The organism is Pseudomonas sp. NFACC08-1 (assembly GCF_900106735.1).
In the GTDB taxonomy this organism is placed as follows: domain Bacteria; phylum Pseudomonadota; class Gammaproteobacteria; order Pseudomonadales; family Pseudomonadaceae; genus Aquipseudomonas; species Aquipseudomonas fluorescens_Q.
Window position 1 is genome coordinate 41,307 of record NZ_FNNL01000013.1, and the last position, 19,121, is coordinate 60,427.

19 protein-coding genes are annotated in these 19,121 nt (G+C 61.6%); 8 read left to right on the plus strand and 11 right to left on the minus strand.

The window, feature by feature from the left end; genetic code table 11:
- Positions 1-69: 69 nt before the first annotated feature.
- On the minus strand, positions 70-660 hold the full coding sequence (locus BLU76_RS23290; RefSeq protein ID WP_003204493.1) for a cysteine hydrolase family protein: 591 nt from the start codon (positions 658-660) through the stop codon (positions 70-72).
- Between the two features lie 254 nt (positions 661-914).
- Here BLU76_RS23290 and prmB point away from each other — a divergent pair, with 254 nt between their 5' ends.
- On the plus strand, positions 915-1,823 hold the full coding sequence (prmB, locus tag BLU76_RS23295) for a 50S ribosomal protein L3 N(5)-glutamine methyltransferase (RefSeq protein ID WP_003204491.1): 909 nt from the start codon (positions 915-917) through the stop codon (positions 1,821-1,823).
- 183 nt (positions 1,824-2,006) lie between these two features.
- Here prmB and BLU76_RS23300 read toward each other — a convergent pair whose 3' ends face one another.
- Positions 2,007-2,795 (minus strand): hypothetical protein, encoded by a 789-nt coding sequence (locus tag BLU76_RS23300; protein WP_063324822.1) that lies wholly within the window; start codon positions 2,793-2,795, stop codon positions 2,007-2,009.
- 107 nt (positions 2,796-2,902) lie between these two features.
- Positions 2,903-3,868, minus strand: coding sequence for an alpha/beta hydrolase (locus BLU76_RS23305; protein WP_092224666.1), 966 nt, complete (start codon positions 3,866-3,868; stop codon positions 2,903-2,905).
- Positions 3,869-4,010: 142 nt separating this feature from the next.
- Here BLU76_RS23305 and aroC point away from each other — a divergent pair, with 142 nt between their 5' ends.
- The 3 genes from aroC to BLU76_RS23320 are packed head-to-tail and all read left to right on the plus strand — an operon-like array spanning position 4,011 to position 6,850.
- Positions 4,011-5,102 (plus strand): chorismate synthase, encoded by a 1,092-nt coding sequence (gene aroC / locus BLU76_RS23310; RefSeq protein WP_003204486.1) that lies wholly within the window; start codon positions 4,011-4,013, stop codon positions 5,100-5,102.
- A gap of 34 nt (positions 5,103-5,136) precedes the next feature.
- The gene (locus BLU76_RS23315) at positions 5,137-6,282 is read left to right on the plus strand and encodes an MFS transporter (RefSeq protein WP_063324824.1); all 1,146 of its coding nucleotides are present in this window, start codon (positions 5,137-5,139) and stop codon (positions 6,280-6,282) included.
- 34 nt (positions 6,283-6,316) lie between these two features.
- Positions 6,317-6,850 (plus strand): acireductone dioxygenase, encoded by a 534-nt coding sequence (locus BLU76_RS23320; RefSeq protein ID WP_092224668.1) that lies wholly within the window; start codon positions 6,317-6,319, stop codon positions 6,848-6,850.
- A 204-nt stretch (positions 6,851-7,054) separates the two neighbouring features.
- Here BLU76_RS23320 and BLU76_RS23325 read toward each other — a convergent pair whose 3' ends face one another.
- Positions 7,055-7,333, minus strand: coding sequence for a DUF3509 domain-containing protein (locus BLU76_RS23325; protein ID WP_003204481.1), 279 nt, complete (start codon positions 7,331-7,333; stop codon positions 7,055-7,057).
- 354 nt (positions 7,334-7,687) lie between these two features.
- On the opposite strand from BLU76_RS23325, the gene BLU76_RS23330 reads away from it, so the two are divergent.
- The 4 genes from BLU76_RS23330 (at position 7,688) to BLU76_RS23345 (ending at position 11,182) form a co-directional block, all read left to right on the plus strand.
- Positions 7,688-9,526, plus strand: coding sequence for a long-chain-acyl-CoA synthetase (locus BLU76_RS23330; RefSeq protein ID WP_092224670.1), 1,839 nt, complete (start codon positions 7,688-7,690; stop codon positions 9,524-9,526).
- Positions 9,527-9,620: 94 nt separating this feature from the next.
- Complete coding sequence (locus BLU76_RS23335) at positions 9,621-10,139, plus strand: ankyrin repeat domain-containing protein (protein WP_060741139.1); 519 nt, start codon at positions 9,621-9,623, stop codon at positions 10,137-10,139.
- Between the two features lie 249 nt (positions 10,140-10,388).
- Entirely contained in the window at positions 10,389-10,919 is a 531-nt protein-coding gene (locus BLU76_RS23340; RefSeq protein ID WP_063324827.1) for a hypothetical protein, read from the plus strand.
- 71 nt (positions 10,920-10,990) lie between these two features.
- Positions 10,991-11,182: a PLDc N-terminal domain-containing protein gene (locus BLU76_RS23345; RefSeq protein ID WP_003204476.1), complete on the plus strand. Its 192-nt coding sequence runs from the start codon at positions 10,991-10,993 to the stop codon at positions 11,180-11,182.
- Positions 11,183-11,242: 60 nt separating this feature from the next.
- Here BLU76_RS23345 and BLU76_RS23350 read toward each other — a convergent pair whose 3' ends face one another.
- From BLU76_RS23350 to hyi, 7 genes are all read right to left on the minus strand, one after another.
- On the minus strand, positions 11,243-12,445 hold the full coding sequence (locus BLU76_RS23350; protein ID WP_063325244.1) for an MFS transporter: 1,203 nt from the start codon (positions 12,443-12,445) through the stop codon (positions 11,243-11,245).
- A gap of 294 nt (positions 12,446-12,739) precedes the next feature.
- Positions 12,740-13,738, minus strand: a complete 999-nt coding sequence (locus BLU76_RS23355) for a sulfate ABC transporter substrate-binding protein (RefSeq protein ID WP_092224672.1) — start codon at positions 13,736-13,738, stop codon at positions 12,740-12,742.
- Between the two features lie 93 nt (positions 13,739-13,831).
- A complete protein-coding gene (locus BLU76_RS23360; RefSeq protein ID WP_063324829.1) occupies positions 13,832-14,656 on the minus strand; it encodes an ion transporter in 825 nt (274 codons plus the stop codon).
- Between the two features lie 20 nt (positions 14,657-14,676).
- Complete coding sequence (locus BLU76_RS23365) at positions 14,677-15,591, minus strand: urea transporter (RefSeq protein WP_092224674.1); 915 nt, start codon at positions 15,589-15,591, stop codon at positions 14,677-14,679.
- A 178-nt stretch (positions 15,592-15,769) separates the two neighbouring features.
- Positions 15,770-17,050: a glycerate kinase type-2 family protein gene (locus tag BLU76_RS23370; protein ID WP_092147791.1), complete on the minus strand. Its 1,281-nt coding sequence runs from the start codon at positions 17,048-17,050 to the stop codon at positions 15,770-15,772.
- Between the two features lie 88 nt (positions 17,051-17,138).
- Positions 17,139-18,035 (minus strand): 2-hydroxy-3-oxopropionate reductase, encoded by an 897-nt coding sequence (locus BLU76_RS23375; RefSeq protein WP_092147794.1) that lies wholly within the window; start codon positions 18,033-18,035, stop codon positions 17,139-17,141.
- Between the two features lie 178 nt (positions 18,036-18,213).
- The gene (gene hyi / locus BLU76_RS23380; RefSeq protein ID WP_092147797.1) at positions 18,214-18,996 is read right to left on the minus strand and encodes a hydroxypyruvate isomerase; all 783 of its coding nucleotides are present in this window, start codon (positions 18,994-18,996) and stop codon (positions 18,214-18,216) included.
- Positions 18,997-19,121 lie beyond the last annotated feature (125 nt).

Sequence of the window (19,121 nt, forward strand, 5' to 3'; positions counted from 1 at the left end):
GTAGGGCAATTGCGGCAAATGCGAGGCTTTTGCGGATGAGCGGCGAAAGTGGCCGCTCATCAAGGCGAATCAGATGAAGTCACGGGTCAACGCCAGGGTGGCGAAGTTGTCCGCCATGATCGCCATTTCGGTCTGCTGAACGTGTTCGGCGCTGAGGACGCCGCCCTTGTACGGCAGGTCGCGAGTGGCGCAGGCGTCTTCCACCAGGGTACAGCGAAAGCCCAGGTTCTTGGCGGCGCGCACGGTGGTGCTGACGCTGGAGTGGCTCATGAACCCGCACACGATCAGGTCCAGGGGGCCGAAGTCTTCCAGGCGCTTTTTCAACTCGGTGCCGTGGAAGGCGCTGGGCAGTAGCTTTTCGATCACGGTTTCGTCGGCCTGGGGTTCGAGGCCGGGAATGAACTCCCCGCGCTCGCCTTGTGGATCGAACAGCCCGCCATGGGTGCCCAGGTGGCGCACATGCACGATTGGCCGACCGGCTGCACGGGCCGCGCCGAGCAATTGCTTGATGTTCGCGACGGCTGCATCCATGCCGCTCAGGGCCAGGGGGCCGGCGAGGTATTCTTTCTGGGCATCGATGATGATCAGGGTCGCTTGACTCAGATTGGCCGCTGCATAACCACGGCCGCTGAGTTGAAACATCGTTTTTGGAACGGACATTCTGGGGCTCCTTCGAGTGGGGCTTTTGCGACATTGTCCTCTGGCTGAGCGGTTCTGTGAATCGCTTCCATCGCAAGGGCCGCCGTTGCTGGCCTACAGCCTTGTCAAGATGCTCATCTTGTTCAATAGGCTGATCAAAAAACGGATAATTCCTACGATTGGTCCGGGGTTTTTCGTTCGTTATCGGGGCGTGTTTGGGTGGGGTCGCGTTTGACTGGTAGACTCGCCCGTCGATTTTTCTGGAGTTTGCCGCCGTGATCACTTCTCGTCTCCGTACCCTGCGCGACCATATCCGTTGGGCCGTCAGCCGTTTCCATGGGGAGGATCTGTTTTTCGGCCATGGCACCGACAATGCGTGGGATGAAGCCCGGCAACTGGTGTTGGGCGCATTGCACCTGCCATGGGAAATTGCCGACAGCTACCTGGACTGCCGTCTTGAAGACGAAGAATTGGTTCATGTGCAGCGCCTGCTGCGCCGGCGTATCACAGAGCGTGTGCCAACCGCCTATTTGTTGGGTGAGGCCTGGTTCTGCGGGATGTCGTTCATCGTCGACGAGCGCGTGCTCATTCCGCGCTCGCCCATCGGCGAACTGATCGAAAAGCATTTCGAGCCGTGGCTGGGCCAGGAACCGGCACGAATTCTTGATCTGTGCACCGGTTCCGGCTGCATCGGCATTGCCTGTGCCTATGAGTTCCCGGAGGCCGAGGTGGTGCTGGCCGACCTGTCGTTCGAAGCGCTGGAAGTGGCCAACCAGAACATCGAGCGCCATGGCGTCGACGAGCGCGTGTTCACGGTCCAGGGCGATGGCTTCGACGGTCTGCCGGGGCAACGTTTCGACTTGATCGTGTCGAACCCGCCTTACGTCGATGCGGAAGATTTCGCCGACATGCCGCAGGAGTACCAGCACGAACCGGAGCTGGGCCTGGCCTGTGGCGATGATGGCTTGAACCTGGTTCGCCGGATGCTGGCCGAGGCGGCCGATCATCTGACCGAGAAGGGATTATTGATTGTCGAGGTGGGCAACAGCCAGGTGCACGTCGAGGCGTTGTACCCGGAAGTCGATTTCGCCTGGCTCGACTTCGAACGCGGTGGTCATGGCGTGTTCATGCTCAGCGCCGAGCAGTGCCGCCAGCACCAGGGGTTGTTTGCTTCGCGGGTTTGATCAGATCGATGGTGAGCGGCTTTTGTGGCGAGGGAGCTTGCTCCCGCTGGGCTGCGCAGCAGCCCCGAAACCCGTGCATCGTGATTTTTCAGGCCAGTCGCATCCGGCGGATTTACGGCTGCTGCGCAGCCGAGCGGGAGCAAGCTCCCTCGCCACAGGGGTGTGTGGGCAAGCCGCTGGCAATCAGTGCCGCGTCGCAATCCAGATCAGCAACCCCGCCTGGAACATGGCAAAGGCCACCAGGCAGGTGATGGTGAAGCGCAGGCCGGCGTCTTCGCGCTTGAACTTGGTGACCTTTTCTTCCTGCTGCTTGAGTTTGACTTCCTGTTCCGCCAGGTTCTGCTCGGCCTGTTGCAGCATCTGCGCCGCTTCAAGGATTTCCACGAACTGCAGCTTCTCGGTGTTCCAGTCCCCGAGCAGATCACCAACGTGGGTTGGCTTGACGCTGCCCTTGAGGTGCTGGGCGTCGGCGTAGACCACCTCGAAACCCTGGGCTTTGAGAAAGCGGTCGCGGCGCAGGCGAGTGTCTTCGTTCAGGGCGTCTTTGTTATCCAGGTCGGTGCCGTGCACCTGGTAGGCCGACCAGCGTTTCTTGGCCCAGGTAATGCCCTGGGCCGCCAGGAAACGGCCGATGCCACGGTTGGACGGCTCGACTTGCAGGTTGTCCGGGGAAAAAAACAGGCGTTTCTCGACGTGGTCCGCCCAGACGTCCAAGTGATTCTGTTCCTTGCGCACACGCTGGTTCGGCAACTGGATGCTCATGCGCAGCAGGCTGCGTTCCTTGCTGTGGCGCTCGGCATAGCTGAACTCGACAAACCGCAATGGCCGCGCACCGGTGGCGCGGTCGGTCTTGAGCGGCGCCAGGCGGAGCATCTTGTGATGCTCGGTATGCACGTCGGCCCACGGCAGTTCCACCGCAGACGAGGCGGGGGCTTCGGCAGCGGTGTCGGGGGAAGCTTGAGTTTCAGTCATAACGGCAAAAATCCTGTCCAGGCCGGCGGGTCGGTAGCCATTGCGCTATCCGACACCGGGTTATCGGCTGTTTTTGCCAGTACTGAAGCTAAATCGACTAAAACCGCCTAACGGGCGGCTAACGAGTCAATAAAACGCAAAATCCGCGTACCCAGCTCGGCCGCCAGGGGTAGGTTGGGATCCTTGTAGGAGGCCAGTTGCCGTTTCACGTCGTTGGGCACGATGCGCATCACGTGGTTCATGCCCTCGATCAGCGCCAATTCAGCGTCGGGCTTGGCGGCTTTCAACTGCCTGGCGTCATCGACGCTGACCTGGATATCGTTGCTGCCCTGGATGATCAAGGCTGGCATCTTCAATGCCGCAAAGGCCCGGGCCGGGTCCTGGCGGAACAACGAGATCAGGTAGGGCTGTACGCTGGGGCGGAAAATGACCAGCAGTTGTGCCGGCACGTTATCGTCGGGCCGACCGGCCTTGAGGCTGTCGAGCAGCTCGTTGCTGCGCAACATCAGCGGCGGTGGCAAGCGGTTGCTCAATTGTTGACGCAGCACCTGGTCGATCGGCCTGGCGCTGCCAGACAGTGAAATCACCGCCGCCGCGTTGGCCTGGGGCGCGGCGAGGCTGGCGATCAACGCGCCTTCGCTGTGGCCCAGCAGGATCAATGGGCCCAGGCGCGGATCGGCGGCGAGCTTGTGGCTCCAGGCCACGGCATCGGCCACATAGGCCTCGACGCTCAGGTTGCGCTCGTCCGGGGTCGCCGCGAGGCTGGCCGCTACCCCACGCTTGTCATAGCGCACGCTGGCGATATTGTGCCTGGCCAGCACCCAGGCCAGGCGCTTGAGGCTGTCGTTGCGTCCGCCGTCGGGGTTGTTTCCGTCGCGATCCGTAGGACCTGACCCGGAGATGATCAGGACAACCGGCACCGGCGTGTCGGACTTGGGCAGCAACAAGGTACCGAAAAGCTCACCGTTGCCTGTATCGAGGCTGATGGGGCGTTGCAGCACCGTGGCCTGGGCCACGCCGGAAAGCAGGCCGGTGAACAAGGTAAGGCTTAAGACAAGCAGTTTTAACATCATCACGCCATTAGTTGCGAAGGTGCCGGTTGGACTGGTGGCCGTCGATAAGGTTCGAGGATGAACTACGCGGGGAGCCTGCGTATACTGGCGCGCATTACGAATCCAAGGTTGAGTCTCTCAGCGATTTCACGGAGCACCCTGCATGTCCGGCAATACCTACGGCAAGCTGTTCACTGTCACCACCGCGGGCGAAAGCCATGGCCCGGCGTTGGTCGCCATTGTCGACGGCTGCCCGCCGGGCCTGGAGATTTCCCTGGACGACCTGCAGCGTGACCTGGACCGCCGCAAGCCCGGCACCAGCCGCCACACCACCCAGCGCCAGGAAGCCGATGAAGTCGAAATCCTTTCCGGCGTGTTCGAAGGGCGCACCACTGGCTGCGCCATCGGCCTGTTGATCCGCAACACCGACCAGAAGTCCAAGGACTACTCGGCGATCAAGGATCTGTTCCGCCCGGCCCACGCCGACTACACCTACCATCACAAATACGGCGAGCGCGACTACCGTGGCGGCGGTCGCAGCTCGGCGCGGGAAACCGCCATGCGCGTGGCGGCCGGGGCGATTGCCAAGAAGTACCTGGCCAGCCAGGGCATCGTGATTCGTGGCTACATGAGCCAGTTGGGCCCCATCGAAATCCCGTTCAAGACCTGGGACTCGGTGGAACAGAACGCCTTCTTCTGCCCCGACCCGGACAAGGTGCCGGAACTCGAGGCCTACATGGACCAACTACGCCGGGACCAGGATTCGGTCGGCGCGAAGATCACCGTGGTCGCCGAAGGGGTGATGCCGGGCCTTGGCGAGCCGATCTTCGACCGCCTCGACGCCGAGCTGGCCCACGCGCTGATGAGCATCAACGCGGTGAAGGGCGTGGAGATCGGCGCCGGTTTCGCCTGTGTCGCCCAGCGCGGCACCGAGCACCGTGACGAACTGACTCCGCAAGGTTTCCTCAGCAACAATGCCGGCGGTATCCTCGGCGGCATTTCCTCGGGCCAGCCAATCGTGGCGCACCTGGCCTTGAAACCGACGTCCAGCATCACCACGCCGGGCCGCTCCATCGACATCCATGGCAACCCGGTGGACGTCATCACCAAGGGCCGTCATGACCCGTGCGTCGGCATCCGTGCCACGCCCATCGCCGAGGCGATGATGGCGATCGTGTTGATGGATCACCTGCTGCGTCATCGCGGCCAGAACGCCGACGTCCGCGTCAGCACCCCGGTGCTGGGGCAGCTTTGATGGTTGGCCTGCCGACCGCCGTGGCCTGACGACCATGGCGGCACTGCCGTACTGGCGGCTCTCCAGTTTCTATCTGTTCTATTTCGCGCTGCTCGGTTCGACGGCGCCGTTCCTGGCGCTGTATTTCGATCACCTGGGGTTCAATGCGGCGCGCATCGGCGAGCTGGTGGCGATTCCCATGCTGATGCGCTGTGTGGCGCCGAACATCTGGGGCTGGCTGGGGGATTACACCGGCCGGCGCCTGGCGATCGTGCGTTTTGGCGCGATCTGCACGCTGCTGGCCTTCTCGCTGATCTTCATCGATAAAAGCTACGCCTGGCTGGCGATGGTCATGGCGCTGCATGCGTTCTTCTGGCACGCGGTGTTGCCGCAGTTCGAAGTCATTACCCTGGCCCATCTGGGCGGGCAGGCCTCGCGCTACAGCCAGATCCGCCTGTGGGGTTCCATCGGTTTTATCATCACCGTGGTCGTGCTCGGCCGCTTGTTCGAATGGCTGAGCCTGGACATCTATCCGGTGGCGCTGGTGCTGATCATGGCCGGCATCGTGCTCGCCAGCTTCTGGGTGCCCAATGCCCAGCCATTGCAGGGGCCGCGCATCGCGGGGGAGGGGTTCCTACGGCAACTGCGCAACCCTGGCGTGTTGGCGTTCTATACCTGTGTGGGCCTGATGCAGGTGAGTCACGGGCCGTATTACACCTTCCTGACCTTGCACCTCGAACACCTGGGCTACAGTCGCGGGTTGATCGGCCTGCTCTGGGCCCTCGGCGTGGTGGCGGAAGTTCTGGTCTTCCTGCTGATGAGCCGGATCCTGACGCGGTTTTCCGTGCGCCGGGTGCTGCTTGCGAGCTTCCTGCTGGCGGCGTTGCGCTGGCTGTTGCTGGGCTCGCTGGCCGAGTTTCTCTGGGTATTGTTGTTCGCCCAGGTGCTGCACGCGGCGACCTTCGGCAGCTTTCACGCCGCTGCCATCCATTTCGTGCAACGCAGTTTCGGGCCTCGCCAGCAAGGCCAGGGGCAGGCGCTGTATGCGGCGTTGGCCGGTACGGGCGGGGCCCTGGGCGCATTGTATTCCGGCTATAGCTGGAACGCCTTGGGTGCCAGTTGGACGTTCAGTCTCGCCAGCCTCGCGGCTTTCGCGGCAGCCGTTATCATTGCCACACGTATGCAAGAGGACCGGCCATGAGCCTTCGAACCGTTAATTTGCTGGAGCCTTTGTCATGAGCAGCCTGTCCGTCTATCACGTTTCGAGCCCTGACATCCCGAACAAAGTGTTGACCCACGTCGAGGACATTGCCGCGACCCTGGCTGAACAAGGTATTCACTTTGCCCATTGGGAAGCGGCGGTGAAAATTCAGCCGGGTGCCAGTGAGGAGGACATCATTGCGGCTTACCAGGCTCAGATCGATGGGTTGATGACTGAGCGGGGTTATGTTGAGGTCGATGTTGTCAGTGTCAGCAGTGATCAGCCGGAACAGGCTGGGGAGCTCGATGAGTATCGCCATAGCCAGGATGAAGTGCGATTTTTCGTTGCTGGTCGTGGCTTGTTTAACCTGCACGTTGGGGATTATGTCTATGCGGTGCTGTGTGAAAGGAGCGACTTGATAACGGTGCCGGCTGGTATGCCGCATTGGTTTGACATGGGGGAGCGGCCGCATTTCGTTACGATTCGCTTGTCTGGTGATTTGCAGGGGTTGGTTGCTGAGGTTACAGGGGATGATATTGCTCGCCGGTTTCCTCGCCTGGAAGACTGACCTGCGCGGGTGGTGCCGTGAGGTTTTTTGGGTGTGTATATCCGTTGCTGCGCAACCGTCAGCAGCCATTACCGAAGAAACGGATATACAGACCAGAACCAAAAGCGGACTCGCCCAAAAGAAGCCCCAAAAAAAACGGCGCTTCCCATTTCTGAAAGAAGCGCCGTTTTTTCAAGCAAGCAGCATCGCGTTTTGCCAGCAGGCTCAAGCGCTATGGTAAGTCGGCAAAGCAAACCGATGCTGGCTCTGCAACAAGGTGATCTGTGGCAACTCGCTAGCCTGTTCAGCCAGGTCACGACGAATCGCGCTGATCGCCCAGGACAACTGATCCCCAGCGTGCAGTTGAGCATAGGAAATCGTGCGTTTGAACAGCTTGCCGTCGCTATTACGCAAGGTCAGCAGAATGCCGCCATCGGGGCGGGGCTGGGTGGTCACTTCGTAGTTGGAAAACAGGGACGCAAACTTTTCTTGAATCATGTTCATAGTTGACTGCTCCATGGTATGGCAAACCGTGGAGGGGAAGTTGCACTGTCTGTGCCAGCATTTGGCTTTATATAAAGTCCTTTAAAAACAGGTAGTTATGTTTTTACTGTATTTTTGATTTCGTGCATCTTGCATGAATAGCCATCGTGCATCCTGCATTTTGCGTGGTCGGGCAATGATTTTTGGAACCAAATCGTTTTGCGGCGCTCACGCTTCGCCTGTCTCGGGCAGCGGATACAAAACATTGCAAAAACCGCATGTACAGCGCCGCAATCGCCGGCGTACTTTCGAGCCAAATCATCTGCTGCCCGATAACAAGAACCGAGACCACGAGGTCGAACGGGGAAGATCACCATGAGTCGTACACCCAGCGACGCGATTACCTGGGGCATGATGCTGCGCAAGCTGCCTGCCATTGCCAAAGCCGTCCCCCGGATCGTCAAAGGCATGAAGCAGGCCAACGTCCAGGACCCGACCCAGCCTTGCGGCCTGGGCTGGTGCTTCGAACAGGCCACGCAACGCAATCCCCAGGGCCCGGCACTGCTGTATGGCGAGACGGTGTTGAGTTATGCACAGGTCAACGCGCAGGCCAATCGCATCGCCCATTACCTGCTGGCCCAAGGCATCGGCAAGGGCGATTGCGTGGCGATATTCATCGAGAACCGGCCGCAGCTGCTGATCAGCGTGCTGGCGATGGCCAAGGTTGGCGCGGTCAGTGCCATGCTCAACACCTCGCAAACCGGCGATGCGCTGGTGCATAGCCTGGCCTTGGTCAACCCGGTCGCGGTGGTGGTCGGGGATGAACGGGGCGCGGCCTTCAACGACATACGAGCGCGAACCACTCTGTCGAGCAGCAGGACCTGGTGGCTGGCGGATCAGGACTGCGCCGATACCCCGTCCCATGCACCGTCCGGTTTCATCGACCTGATGGCGGGCAGCGAGGATTACCCAAGCGATAACCCGGCATGCAGCCAACAGGTTTTCTGCAACGACCCGTGTTTTTATCTCTACACCTCGGGTACCACCGGCCTGCCCAAGGCTGGGGTGTTTCGCCATGGTCGCTGGATGCGCACGTCCACCAGCTTCGGCCTGATCGCCTTGGACATGCAGCCCGACGACGTCGTGTATTGCACATTGCCGCTGTACCACGCCACCGGCCTGTGCGTGTGCTGGGGCGCGGCGATCTGTGGGGCATCGGGGTTCGCGATTCGGCGCAAGTTCAGCGCCAGTCAGTTCTGGAGCGACGTGCGCCGCTACCGGGCGACCACGCTGGGGTATGTCGGTGAGTTGTGCCGCTACCTGATCGACCAGCCTGCCGCTGCCGATGACCGTCACCACGGTGTGAAGAAAATGATCGGCAACGGTCTGCGGCCCGGGGCCTGGTCGACCTTCAAGACCCGGTTTGGCATCGACCATATCTGTGAGCTGTATGCCGCCAGCGACGGCAATATCGGTTTCACCAACATCCTGAATTTCGACAACACCATCGGGTTTTCCCTGATGGGCTGGGAGCTGGTGCAGTACGACCATGCCAGCGGCCTGCCGTTGCGCAACCTGCAAGGTCGCATGCAAAAAGTGCCCAAGGGCCAACCGGGCCTGTTGCTGGCGCGCATCGACGAGAAGGCGCCACTGGATGGCTACACCGAGCAAGCCTTGACCGAAAAAACCATCTGCCGGGATGTCTTCGTGCCGGGGGACCGTTACTTCAACACCGGAGACCTGCTGCGCAACATTGGTTTCGGGCATGGGCAGTTCGTTGATCGCCTCGGCGACACCTATCGCTGGAAAGGCGAAAACGTCTCCACCACAGAAGTCGAAAATGTGCTGCTGCAACATCCGCAGGTGGCCGAGGCGGTGGCTTATGGCGTGGAGATCAATGGCACCAATGGTCGTGCCGGCATGGCGGCAATCACCCCGTCCGAATCCCTGGCGACCCTGGACTTCAGCGAGTTGTTGCAGTTTTTGCAAGGCAAGCTACCTGCCTATGCCGTGCCGCTGTTCCTGCGTATCAAGGTGAAAATGGACACCACCGGCACCTTCAAGTACCAGAAGACTCGACTCAAGGCCGAAGCATTCGACCCATGCGTTACCGGGGATGAGCCGGTCTACGCCTGGCTGCCGGGCACCGATACTTACGTGCGGGTGGATCGGCAGCTGGCAGTTCGGATTCAGGGCGGACAATTGCGTTATTGATTCTGGCTATGACAGGCACAGTGAAAAAAGGGATGACAGCGCCCGGGTCCCTCGGGAAACTAGCCGCTTTGCGAAGAGCCGAGTGGAGTTTCCCATGTCCGATACAAGCCGCCAGATGACCCCGGAAGAGGCTGCGGAGTTTGCCGAGCAAGTGTTCAACGTCGCACGCCAGGGCGATGCGGCCATGATGGCTGCGTTGCTGAGCAAGGGCCTGCCGCCCAATCTGCGTAACCACAAGGGCGACACCTTGTTGATGCTGGCCGCTTACCACGGGCATGTGGAAACGGTGAAAGTGTTGCTGGAGCACAAGGCCGATCCGGAAATCCGCAACGACAACGGCCAGAGCCCGATTGCCGGTGCGGCGTTCAAGGGCGACCTGGCAGTGGTTTCGGCGTTGGTGGATGGCGGCGCGCAAGTGGAAGGTGCCTCCTTCGATGGTCGTACTGCGCTGATGATGGCGGCGATGTTCAACCGCGTGGAAATCGTCGACTACCTGATCGGCAAAGGCGCCGACCCGAAAGCCAAGGATGCCAACGGTGTCTCGGCTCTGGATGCCGCCAGGACCATGGGCGCGGTGGACACCACGGCGCAGTTGGAAAAGATGTTGGGCTGATCTTCCTCCGGGGCCGTGATCCTGGAGTGACATTGCTCTTGTGGCGAGGGGATTTATCCCCGCTGGGGCGCGAAGCGGCCCTAAAACCTGACAACTCGGTGTGGCAAGCTGTCTTTAGGGCTGCTTCGCAGCCCAGCGGGGATAAATCCCCTCGCCACAAAAGCTCCGGGGCCACAGGTTCCTGACTCGACCGATGTGATGCGCTATCCTGCCCGCCCTCAAGACACCCTTCGCCACAGGATCCACCCCATGAAAGCCGCACTCGTCGAACTCATCAGCAAAATCAGCTCCGGCTGCCTCGGCGAGGCGGACATTGCGAAAATCGCTGACGAAGCGGCCCAGGCCTACGCCGATCCGACGGCTTTCCTGGGGGCCAATCCCGATATCAACTACGACGACACGTTCCCGATCCCGTTGGGTGAGTGGGTAGTGGTGGGCAGCCTGCCGGACACCGTGCTGTTCCAGGCCGACACCTACGTGGACCTGTTCGAACAGATCGTCGCCTCGTTCGGCCCCGGCGTGGCGTTCAACCTCAAGCCCAAGCAATTGGCGAAAACCGAAGCCCTGACCGCGCTCAACCGCATCCAGATCCAGATGAGCAGCCTGAACAAGGAAAACGGCGGCTACGTGCTGATGAACTTCAGCCAATTGCTCGACGATGAATTGCAAATGGTGTTGGTGTACGGCAACGATGTACCGCGTGTGCTGGAACTGTGTGCTGAAGTCGGCATCGCCGCCGCGCCCTCCCTGGAAGCCCTCAAGGTCGCGGTCCACGTCTGAAGCAATAAAACGGAACCCTTGCCAGGGGCCCGCTATCCTAAGTGTGCACATCACCATTTGGGAGCGACACCATGGGTTCCACTTTCAACGGCCTGGTCGGCCTGATCATCCTGGCGCTCGATATCTGGGCGATTATCAACGTACTCAAGAGTGGCGCGGAAACCGGGATGAAAATCCTCTGGGTGTTGCTGATCCTGCTGTTGCCGGTACTGGGCCTGATCATCTGGGCGATTGCCGGGCCGCGTGGCAACGTGCGGATTTGACACGCTCCACCAAAAAGCCCGGGCGCTGACGGCGACCGGGCTTTTTTATGCGTGGGGTATTCAGGCCGTAGCCAGGGACCGCTTGCGCGAGGTGCTCAAGAAGCGCAGCAAGGCCAACAGGGGGAAGGCACTGCCGACGATCACCACCCACAACCAGCCGCCGTGTTCGTACACCGCACTGGCAATCGATGAGCCGAAGGCGCCACCGACGAAGATGCTGGTCATGTACAGCGCATTCAGCCGGCTGCGACTCTTGGCATCGAGGGCATAGATGGTGCGCTGGCCCAGGACCAGGTTCATCTGCACACAGAAATCCAGGACCACGCCGGTCACCGCCAGGCCGATCACGCTGTAGAACGGATGGATGAATGTCGGCAGGAAACTCAGGCTGGCGAACAGCATCGCCAGCAGCGAGGCGATGCGGGTATGGCCGGCATCCGCCAGGCGACCGGCGATGGGCGCGGCAATGGCGCCAATGGCACCGACCAGGGCGAACAAGGCGATTTCAGTCTGGGACAGGCCATGGTTGCGTGACAGTTCCAGCGGCACGGCGGTCCAGAACAGACTGAACGTGGCAAACATGCAGGCCTGGTAGAACGCCCGTTGCCGCAACAGCGGTTGTTGGCGCAGCAGGGTGCCGAGCGAACCCAGCAGTTGGCCATAAGAGGCGCTGTGGTCGGGCTGGCGCTTGGGCACGGTCAGTGCCAGGACGATGCTGATGGCGGCCATCAACGCGGCGGCGATGATGAACATGGCCCGCCAGCCGAAGTGATCGGCCACGATGCTGGAGACCGGCCGCGCCAGCAGGATTCCCAGCAGCAGGCCACCCATGATCCCACCCACGACCCGACCCCGGGTCTGCTCCGGCGCCAGGTGTGCGGCCAGCGGAATCAGGACTTGCACCGACACCGAGCTGAACCCCACCAACAGCGAAACCAGCAGGAATACGTTCGGTTGATCGGTGAACGCTGCCCCTAACAAACTGGCGATCGCCACCACGGTAGTGATGATCATCAGCCGACGGTTTTCCAGCAAGTCCCCCAGTGGCACCAGGAAAAACAGGCCCAAGGCATAACCGATCTGGGTCAGCGAGACGATCAGGCTGGCCATGGTGCTGCTCAAGCCGACGTCGGGTGCGATCAGTTCGATGATGGGTTGGGCGTAGTAGATGTTGGCGACGATGGCGCCGCAGCAGAAGGCGAAGAGCAGGACCATGCCGCGGGTCAGGGGGCTGCCGGGCGAGGTAGGTGAATGAGCACTCATGGCAATCTCGTCGATCAATTGAAAGGATGGCGTGAGGCTAAAGTGTTCCCGGATGTTGCGACAGGCTTTGTGGTTGATAGCGGTCATGCTTGCCGTTAATGGTTGCAGCGAGCGCCTTGTTTGGAGCGGAGGCAGGGTGGCCTTTGTGGCGAGGGAGCTTGCTCCCGCTGGGCTGCGTAGCAGCCCCTTGGGTCGGCCATCGAGGTGTTTCAGGCCGACCGCATTCTGCTTTATTGGGGCGGCTGCGCTGCCCAGCGGGAGCAAGCTCCCTCGCCACAGGGGATCGGCAGCGATTTATTGCCCGCTGTAGACCTGGTCGAAAATCCCACCGTCATTGAAGTGAGTCTTCTGCACCGTGCGCCAGTCGCCGAAGGTTTTTTCCACCGACAGGAAGTCCACTTTCGGGAAGCGGTCGGTGTATTTGGCCAGTACCGCCGGGTCCCGTGGGCGCAGATAGTTGGCGGCGGCGATTTCCTGGCCTTCGGGCGACCACAGGTACTTGAGGTAGGCCTCGGCGGCTTCGCGGGAGCCTTTTTTCTCGACAACCTTGTCGACCACGCTGACCGGTGGCTCGGCCTCGGCGGAAACGCTCGGGTAGATCACTTCGAACTGGTCGCGGCCGAATTCGCGGGCAATCATTTCCGCTTCGTTTTCAAAGGTCACCAGCACGTCGCCGATCTGGTTGGTCATGAAAGTGGTCGTCGCGGCGCGGCCGCCGGTGTCCAGTACCGGCGCCTGCTTGAACAGTTTGCCGACGAAGGCCTTGGCCTTGTTCTCGTCACCGCCATTTTTCAGCACGTAACCCCAGGCCGACAGGTAGGTGTAGCGACCGTTGCCGGAGGTTTTCGGGTTGGGCACGATCACCTGCACACCGTCCTTGAGCAGGTCGGGCCAGTCTTTCAAGGCTTTCGGGTTGCCTTTGCGCACGATGAACACCGTGGCCGAGGTGAATGGCGCGCTGTTGTTCGGCAGGCGGGTGGCCCAGTTCTCGGGCACCAGTTTGCCGTTGTCCGCCAGGGCATTGATGTCGGTGGCCATGTTCATGGTGATGACATCCGCTGGCAGCCCGTCGATCACCGAGCGCGCCTGCTTGCTGGAGCCGCCGAACGACATCTGCACGGTGATGTTTTCGTTGTGCTCGGCCTGCCAGTGCTTCTGGAAAGCGGTGTTGTAGTCCTTGTAGAAATCGCGCATCACGTCGTAGGAAACGTTGAGCAGGGTCGGGGCGGCATGGGCCAGGCTGCCAAAAGTCAGGCCGGCGGCGAGAAGGGAGGCGCCAAAGAAGTTCTTCACTGCGAATTCCTTTTTATCAACGGGGGTTCCGGGCAATTAGCCAGCACACTAGCTGCAAGCCTATAGACCTTCAAGCATCAAAAAGTGCTTTGCTTATTCCAATTTCTTAAACAGCGCATTGCCACAACGGGAGCAGAAAGCGGCACCGTGTTCGTGGTTGTTTTTGCTGCACACCGGGCAATCGTGCTTGAGCTGGTCCCCGCGCATGGCGGTGGCCAGTTCAGCCGTGAAAATACCCGTCGGCACAGCGATGATCGAATAGCCGGTAATCATTACCAGGGATGACACCACCTGGCCCAGCGGCGTCTTGGGCACGATGTCGCCGAAGCCCACGGTGGTGAGTGTCACGATCGCCCAATAGATGCCCTTGGGAATGCTGGTAAAGCCATGCTCGGGGCCTTCGATGACGTACATCAGCGTGCCGAAGACGGTCACCAGGGTCGAGACGCTGACCAGGAACACGATGATTTTCTGTTTGCTCCCGCGCAGCGCCGCCATCAGGTAGTTGGCTTGCTTGAGGTAAGGACTGAGCTTGAGCACGCGGAAAATCCGCAGCATGCGGATGATCCGAATGATCAACAGGTATTGGGCATCGCTGTAGTACAGCGCCAGGATCCCCGGCACGATCGCCAGCAGGTCCACCAGCCCGTAGAAACTGAAGGCATAGCGTAGCGGCTTGGGAGAGCAGTACAGGCGCAGGCCGTACTCGACGATGAAGACGAAGGTGAAGCCCCACTCGATACCGGCCAGCAGGGCCGCGTAGTTTTTATGCACGCTGTCGATGCTGTCGAGCATCACGATCACCAGGCTGGCCAGGATGATCAACAGCAGGGTGCTATCGAAGCGCCGACCGGCGACGGTGTCGGACTGGAAAATGATCACGTAGAGGCGTTCGCGCCAGTTGTTGCTGCTTTGCATAATCGTCGCCTGAACCGGAATCAGCGAAGCCTAGGGCGATTGCCCTGCAGAGCGCAAGGCGTGCTGTCGAGGCTGGCCTGGCGCCACGCCCGGCCGGTGGCCTGGATCAACCAGCACGCGAGGATGAACGGTGCCGTCAGGGGAGGCAGGCCGAGGGCGATAAAACCAGGGGTAAGCATGACCGCCAGGAGAATGCCCGCCAGTGGCAGCCAGGTTTGGCGGCGCTGTTGGCTGAGGGCCAGCGCCACCAACACCGGGTTGTAGCCACCCAGCCCGCAAAGGGCGGTTGCGTTTTCATGTTGCGACAAGGTGAAGGCCAGGCCGGCGGCGGAACCGACCAATGCCCAAGCGCCGGCGCGCCGGTTGGCCAGCAGCAGACCGGCGGCGATCAGCGCACCGGCCGCTGGATGGCCGAGAAACATGACCTGGCCCAGTCCGCTCAAATGCGCGGCCAGCAGGTTAGGTACTGTCATTTCAATCGAGTTGGTTGAGGGCGGCGGCAGGGTGAAACTCATCAGCAGCCAAGCCAACCCTACAAAAGGCGCAGTGTAGGCGGGCAGGCATCGAGGGCCTCGGCTGCGCTTGAGCCATTGCTGGGTCAGCATCGCGCTGAGACCGCCTGCGGCGATGATCAATGGCGGCAACAGGACGGACCAGGGCAACGCGAGGCTCAGCAGCAAGCCCAGCAGGATGCCGTTGTAGCTAAACAGCCCGGCTTGTCGGTCGGCCTTGGCGTAACCGCGTCGCTGGGCCGTGAGCAACCCGGCCACCCCGCCCAGTAACGCGCCGCCGAACAGGGCCGGCGCAGTGAGCAGGATCGCCAGCAGGCACAGCAGGCCGCACAACGGATGGCGCTGGAGGAAGACTTGGCTGAAGCCGTTGAGCAGGGCGGTGGCCCAGTCGGGGCAGTGGGTGTTGGAGAAATGGTTGGGCATGATGGATCGGAGATAAGAGAGCGCTGTGGCGAGGGAGCTTGCTCCCGCTCGGCTGCGTAGCGACCGTCAAAAAGAGGGGCCGCTGCGCAGCCCAGCGGGAGCAAGCTCCCTCGCCACAGAAAATTAGATCAACGTCTCAATGCGCAGCGAATCGACCGACCCGCAGCTTCGGGCCTTATCAAGCGTCATGTTTGGGGGGCTCGAGGATCAGGATGGCGCGAAAGTCGTTGACGTTGGTGCGGGTTGGTTCGGTGACGATCAGCGCATCCAGGGCGGCGAAGTAGCCGTAGCCATTGTTGTTGTCCAACTCGTCGCTGGCGCACAGGCCCAGCGCGGCGGCGCGGCGATAACTGTCCGGGGTCATGAGGGCGCCGGCGTTGTCTTCGGAGCCGTCGATGCCGTCGGTGTCGCCGGCCAGCGCATAGATGCCAGGATGACCCTTGAGGCTGTCGGTCAGGCTCAGCAGGAATTCTGCATTGCGCCCGCCCCGGCCATTGCCGCGCACGGTGACGGTGGTTTCGCCACCGGAGAGGATCACACACGGTGCTGCCAGCGGCTGGCCGTGCAGGGCGATTTGCCGGGCAATGCCGGCGTGGACTTTCGCCACCTCCCGGGATTCGCCTTCCAGGTCGCCGAGGATCAACGGGCTGAAGCCGGCCTGGCGCGCCTTTACCGCTGCCGCTTCCAGGGATTGCTGGGGGCGGGCGATCAATTGGAAGTGGCTGCGGGCCAGGCTCGGGTCGCCGGGCTTGACGGTTTCCGATGCCGGGTTGTGCAACCAGTTGCGGACCGAGGGCGGCACCTCGATCTGGTAGCGTTGGAGAATCGCCAGGGCTTCGGCCGAGGTGCTGGGGTCTGCCACGGTGGGGCCGGAGGCGATGACCGTGGCAAGATCCCCGGGGACGTCGGAAATCGCGTAGGTGTACACCGTCGCCGGCCAGCAGGCCTTGCCCAGGCGCCCGCCCTTGATCGCCGAGAGGTGCTTGCGCACGCAATTCATCTCGCCGATGGTCGCGCCGGATTTGAGCAGGGCTTTGTTGATCGATTGCTTGTCGGCCAGGGTGATGCCTTCGGCGGGCAGGGCCAGCAGGGCAGAACCGCCGCCGGACAGCAGGAAGATTACCCGGTCGTCTTCGCTGAGGTTGCTGACCATTTCCAGCACCCGCTGGGCCACGGCCAAGCCGGCGGCGTCAGGCACCGGGTGGGCGGCTTCCACTACTTCGATTTTCTGACAGGGCGCGCCATGGCCGTAGCGGGTCACCACCAGGCCAGACACTTCGCCTTGCCAGCAGCGCTCGACCACTTGCGCCATGGCCGCCGCGGCCTTGCCGGCACCGATGACGATCACCCGGCCGCTGCGATCGCCGGGCAGGTAGCGTTCAAGGACGTGTTGCGGATGGGCCGCGTCGATGGCTGTGGCAAACAGCTCGCGCAGCAGTTGTTGCGGATCGACCGACATGGCGGGCTCCCGGTTTTTATTATTGGCTGAAGCGACTCGGTTATCTGTGGGAGCGAGCAAGCTCGCTCCCACAAGGGGAATGCAGGGCTTATTTGTCGCGAATGGAGAAATTGGCCATATGCTCCAACCCCTTGATCAACGCCGAGTGATCCCAGTTGCTGCCACCGATGGCCGCGCAGGTGCTGAACACTTGCTGGGCATTGGCGGTGTTGGGCAGGTTGATGTTCAGTTCCCTGGCGCCTTGCAGGGCCAGGTTCAGGTCCTTCTGGTGCAGGCTGATGCGAAAGCCCGGGTCGAAGGTGCCCTTGATCATGCGTTCGCCGTGCACTTCGAGGATCTTCGACGAAGCGAAACCGCCCATCAGTGCTTCACGGACCTTGGCCGGGTCGGCACCGTTTTTCGAGGCGAACAGCAACGCTTCGGCCACCGCCTGGATGTTCAGGGCAACGATGATCTGGTTTGCCACTTTGGCGGTCTGGCCATCGCCGTTGCCACCCACCAGGGTGATGTTCTTGCCCATGGCCTGGAACAGCGGCAAGGCCCGCTCGAAGGCGTTGCTGTCGCCACCGACCATGATGCTCAGCGTCGCGGCCTTGGCGCCGACTTCACCGCCGGAGACCGGGGCATCGAGGTACTGCGCGCCTTTTTCATTGATCTTCGCCGCGAAGGCCTTGGTGGCTGTGGGGGAGATCGAGCTCATGTCGATCACCACCTTGCCCGCGCCCGCGCCCACGCCCGCCGCCACGCCGTCGGTGCGGAACAGCACGTCGTCGACCTGCGGGGTGTCCGGGACCATGACGATGATGAACTCGGCTTCCTGGGCCACTTCCTTCGGGTTGGCCAAAGCCACCGCGCCACCGGCCAGCAGGTCGGCCGGGGCCGCGTCGTGGTGCTGGGACAGGAACAGGTTGTGCCCGGCCTTTTGCAGGTTCAGGGCCATGGGGTGGCCCATGATGCCGGTGCCGATGAATCCGATTTTAGCCATGAAAAAAATCCTCTTGTTGTTAGATGTCCCGGTGTCTCTGGGTTCGGTGTCCCTGTGGCGAGGGAGCTTGCTCCCGCTGGGGCGCGAAGCGGTCCCAGAAATCGTGCCGGGTAAAATCATGCATCTGCTTCGCAGCCGAGCGGGAGCAAGCTCCCTCGCCACAAAAGCTCGCGCGGGATCAGATCACGTTATGGGTTTTAAGCCAGCCCAGGCCGGCTTCGGTGGTGGTCAGCGGCTTGTATTCACAGCCGATCCAACCCTGGTAGCCAATGCGGTCCAGGTGTTCGAACAGGAAGCGGTAGTTGATCTCGCCTGTACCCGGCTCGTTGCGCCCCGGGTTGTCCGCCAGTTGCACGTGGTTGATCTCGCCCAGGTGCGCCGACAGGGTCCGGGCCAGGTCACCTTCCATGATCTGCATGTGGTAGATGTCGTATTGCAGGAACAGGTTGGCGCTGCCCACCTGCTCGCGGATCGACAGGGCCTGGGCAGTGTTGTTCAGGTAGAAGCCGGGAATGTCGCGGGTGTTGATGGCTTCCATCACCAGCTTGATGCCTTTGGCCTGCAGCTTTTCGGCGGCGTATTTCAGGTTGGCGACGAAGGTTTTTTCCACCAGGGTTTCACTGCAGTTCTGCGGGCGAATCCCCGACAGGCAGTTGACCTGGGTGTTGCCCAGCACCTGGGCGTAGGCGATGGCCAGGTCGACACCGGCGCGGAATTCCTCGACCCGGTCCGGCAGGCAGGCTATGCCGCGCTCGCCCTTGGCCCAGTCACCGGCCGGCAGGTTGAACAGCACCTGGGTCAGGCCGTTGGCGTCGAGCAGGGCCTTGAGTTCGGAGGAGCTGTAGTCGTAGGGGAACAGGTATTCGACGCCACTGAACCCGGCCTTGGCGGCGGCTTCGAAACGGGCGAGGAAATCCTGCTCGGTGAACAGCATGGACAGGTTGGCGGCGAAACGCGGCATGACAGTCTCCTATGGACGAGTAGAGGCCCCTTGTGGCGAGGGAGCTTGCTCCCGCTCGAGTGCGAAGCACTCAAAAAATGGGCTGCTGCGCAGCCAGCGGGAGCAAGCTCCCTCGCCACAGGTCC

What these genes read in the sequence shown, in the direction of transcription:
- BLU76_RS23290 (WP_003204493.1), bottom strand. Translation starts at nt 660, where the DNA reads ATGTCCGTTCCAAAAACGATGTTTCAACTCAGCGGCCGTGGTTATGCA.
- BLU76_RS23300 (WP_063324822.1), bottom strand. Translation starts at nt 2,795, where the DNA reads ATGACTGAAACTCAAGCTTCCCCCGACACCGCTGCCGAAGCCCCCGCC.
- BLU76_RS23305 (WP_092224666.1), bottom strand. Translation starts at nt 3,868, where the DNA reads ATGATGTTAAAACTGCTTGTCTTAAGCCTTACCTTGTTCACCGGCCTG.
- aroC (WP_003204486.1), top strand. Translation starts at nt 4,011, where the DNA reads ATGTCCGGCAATACCTACGGCAAGCTGTTCACTGTCACCACCGCGGGC.
- BLU76_RS23315 (WP_063324824.1), top strand. Translation starts at nt 5,137, where the DNA reads ATGGCGGCACTGCCGTACTGGCGGCTCTCCAGTTTCTATCTGTTCTAT.
- BLU76_RS23320 (WP_092224668.1), top strand. Translation starts at nt 6,317, where the DNA reads ATGAGCAGCCTGTCCGTCTATCACGTTTCGAGCCCTGACATCCCGAAC.
- BLU76_RS23325 (WP_003204481.1), bottom strand. Translation starts at nt 7,333, where the DNA reads ATGAACATGATTCAAGAAAAGTTTGCGTCCCTGTTTTCCAACTACGAA.
- BLU76_RS23330 (WP_092224670.1), top strand. Translation starts at nt 7,688, where the DNA reads ATGAGTCGTACACCCAGCGACGCGATTACCTGGGGCATGATGCTGCGC.
- BLU76_RS23335 (WP_060741139.1), top strand. Translation starts at nt 9,621, where the DNA reads ATGTCCGATACAAGCCGCCAGATGACCCCGGAAGAGGCTGCGGAGTTT.
- BLU76_RS23340 (WP_063324827.1), top strand. Translation starts at nt 10,389, where the DNA reads ATGAAAGCCGCACTCGTCGAACTCATCAGCAAAATCAGCTCCGGCTGC.
- BLU76_RS23345 (WP_003204476.1), top strand. Translation starts at nt 10,991, where the DNA reads ATGGGTTCCACTTTCAACGGCCTGGTCGGCCTGATCATCCTGGCGCTC.
- BLU76_RS23350 (WP_063325244.1), bottom strand. Translation starts at nt 12,445, where the DNA reads ATGAGTGCTCATTCACCTACCTCGCCCGGCAGCCCCCTGACCCGCGGC.
- BLU76_RS23360 (WP_063324829.1), bottom strand. Translation starts at nt 14,656, where the DNA reads ATGCAAAGCAGCAACAACTGGCGCGAACGCCTCTACGTGATCATTTTC.
- BLU76_RS23365 (WP_092224674.1), bottom strand. Translation starts at nt 15,591, where the DNA reads ATGCCCAACCATTTCTCCAACACCCACTGCCCCGACTGGGCCACCGCC.
- BLU76_RS23370 (WP_092147791.1), bottom strand. Translation starts at nt 17,050, where the DNA reads ATGTCGGTCGATCCGCAACAACTGCTGCGCGAGCTGTTTGCCACAGCC.
- BLU76_RS23375 (WP_092147794.1), bottom strand. Translation starts at nt 18,035, where the DNA reads ATGGCTAAAATCGGATTCATCGGCACCGGCATCATGGGCCACCCCATG.
- hyi (WP_092147797.1), bottom strand. Translation starts at nt 18,996, where the DNA reads ATGCCGCGTTTCGCCGCCAACCTGTCCATGCTGTTCACCGAGCAGGAT.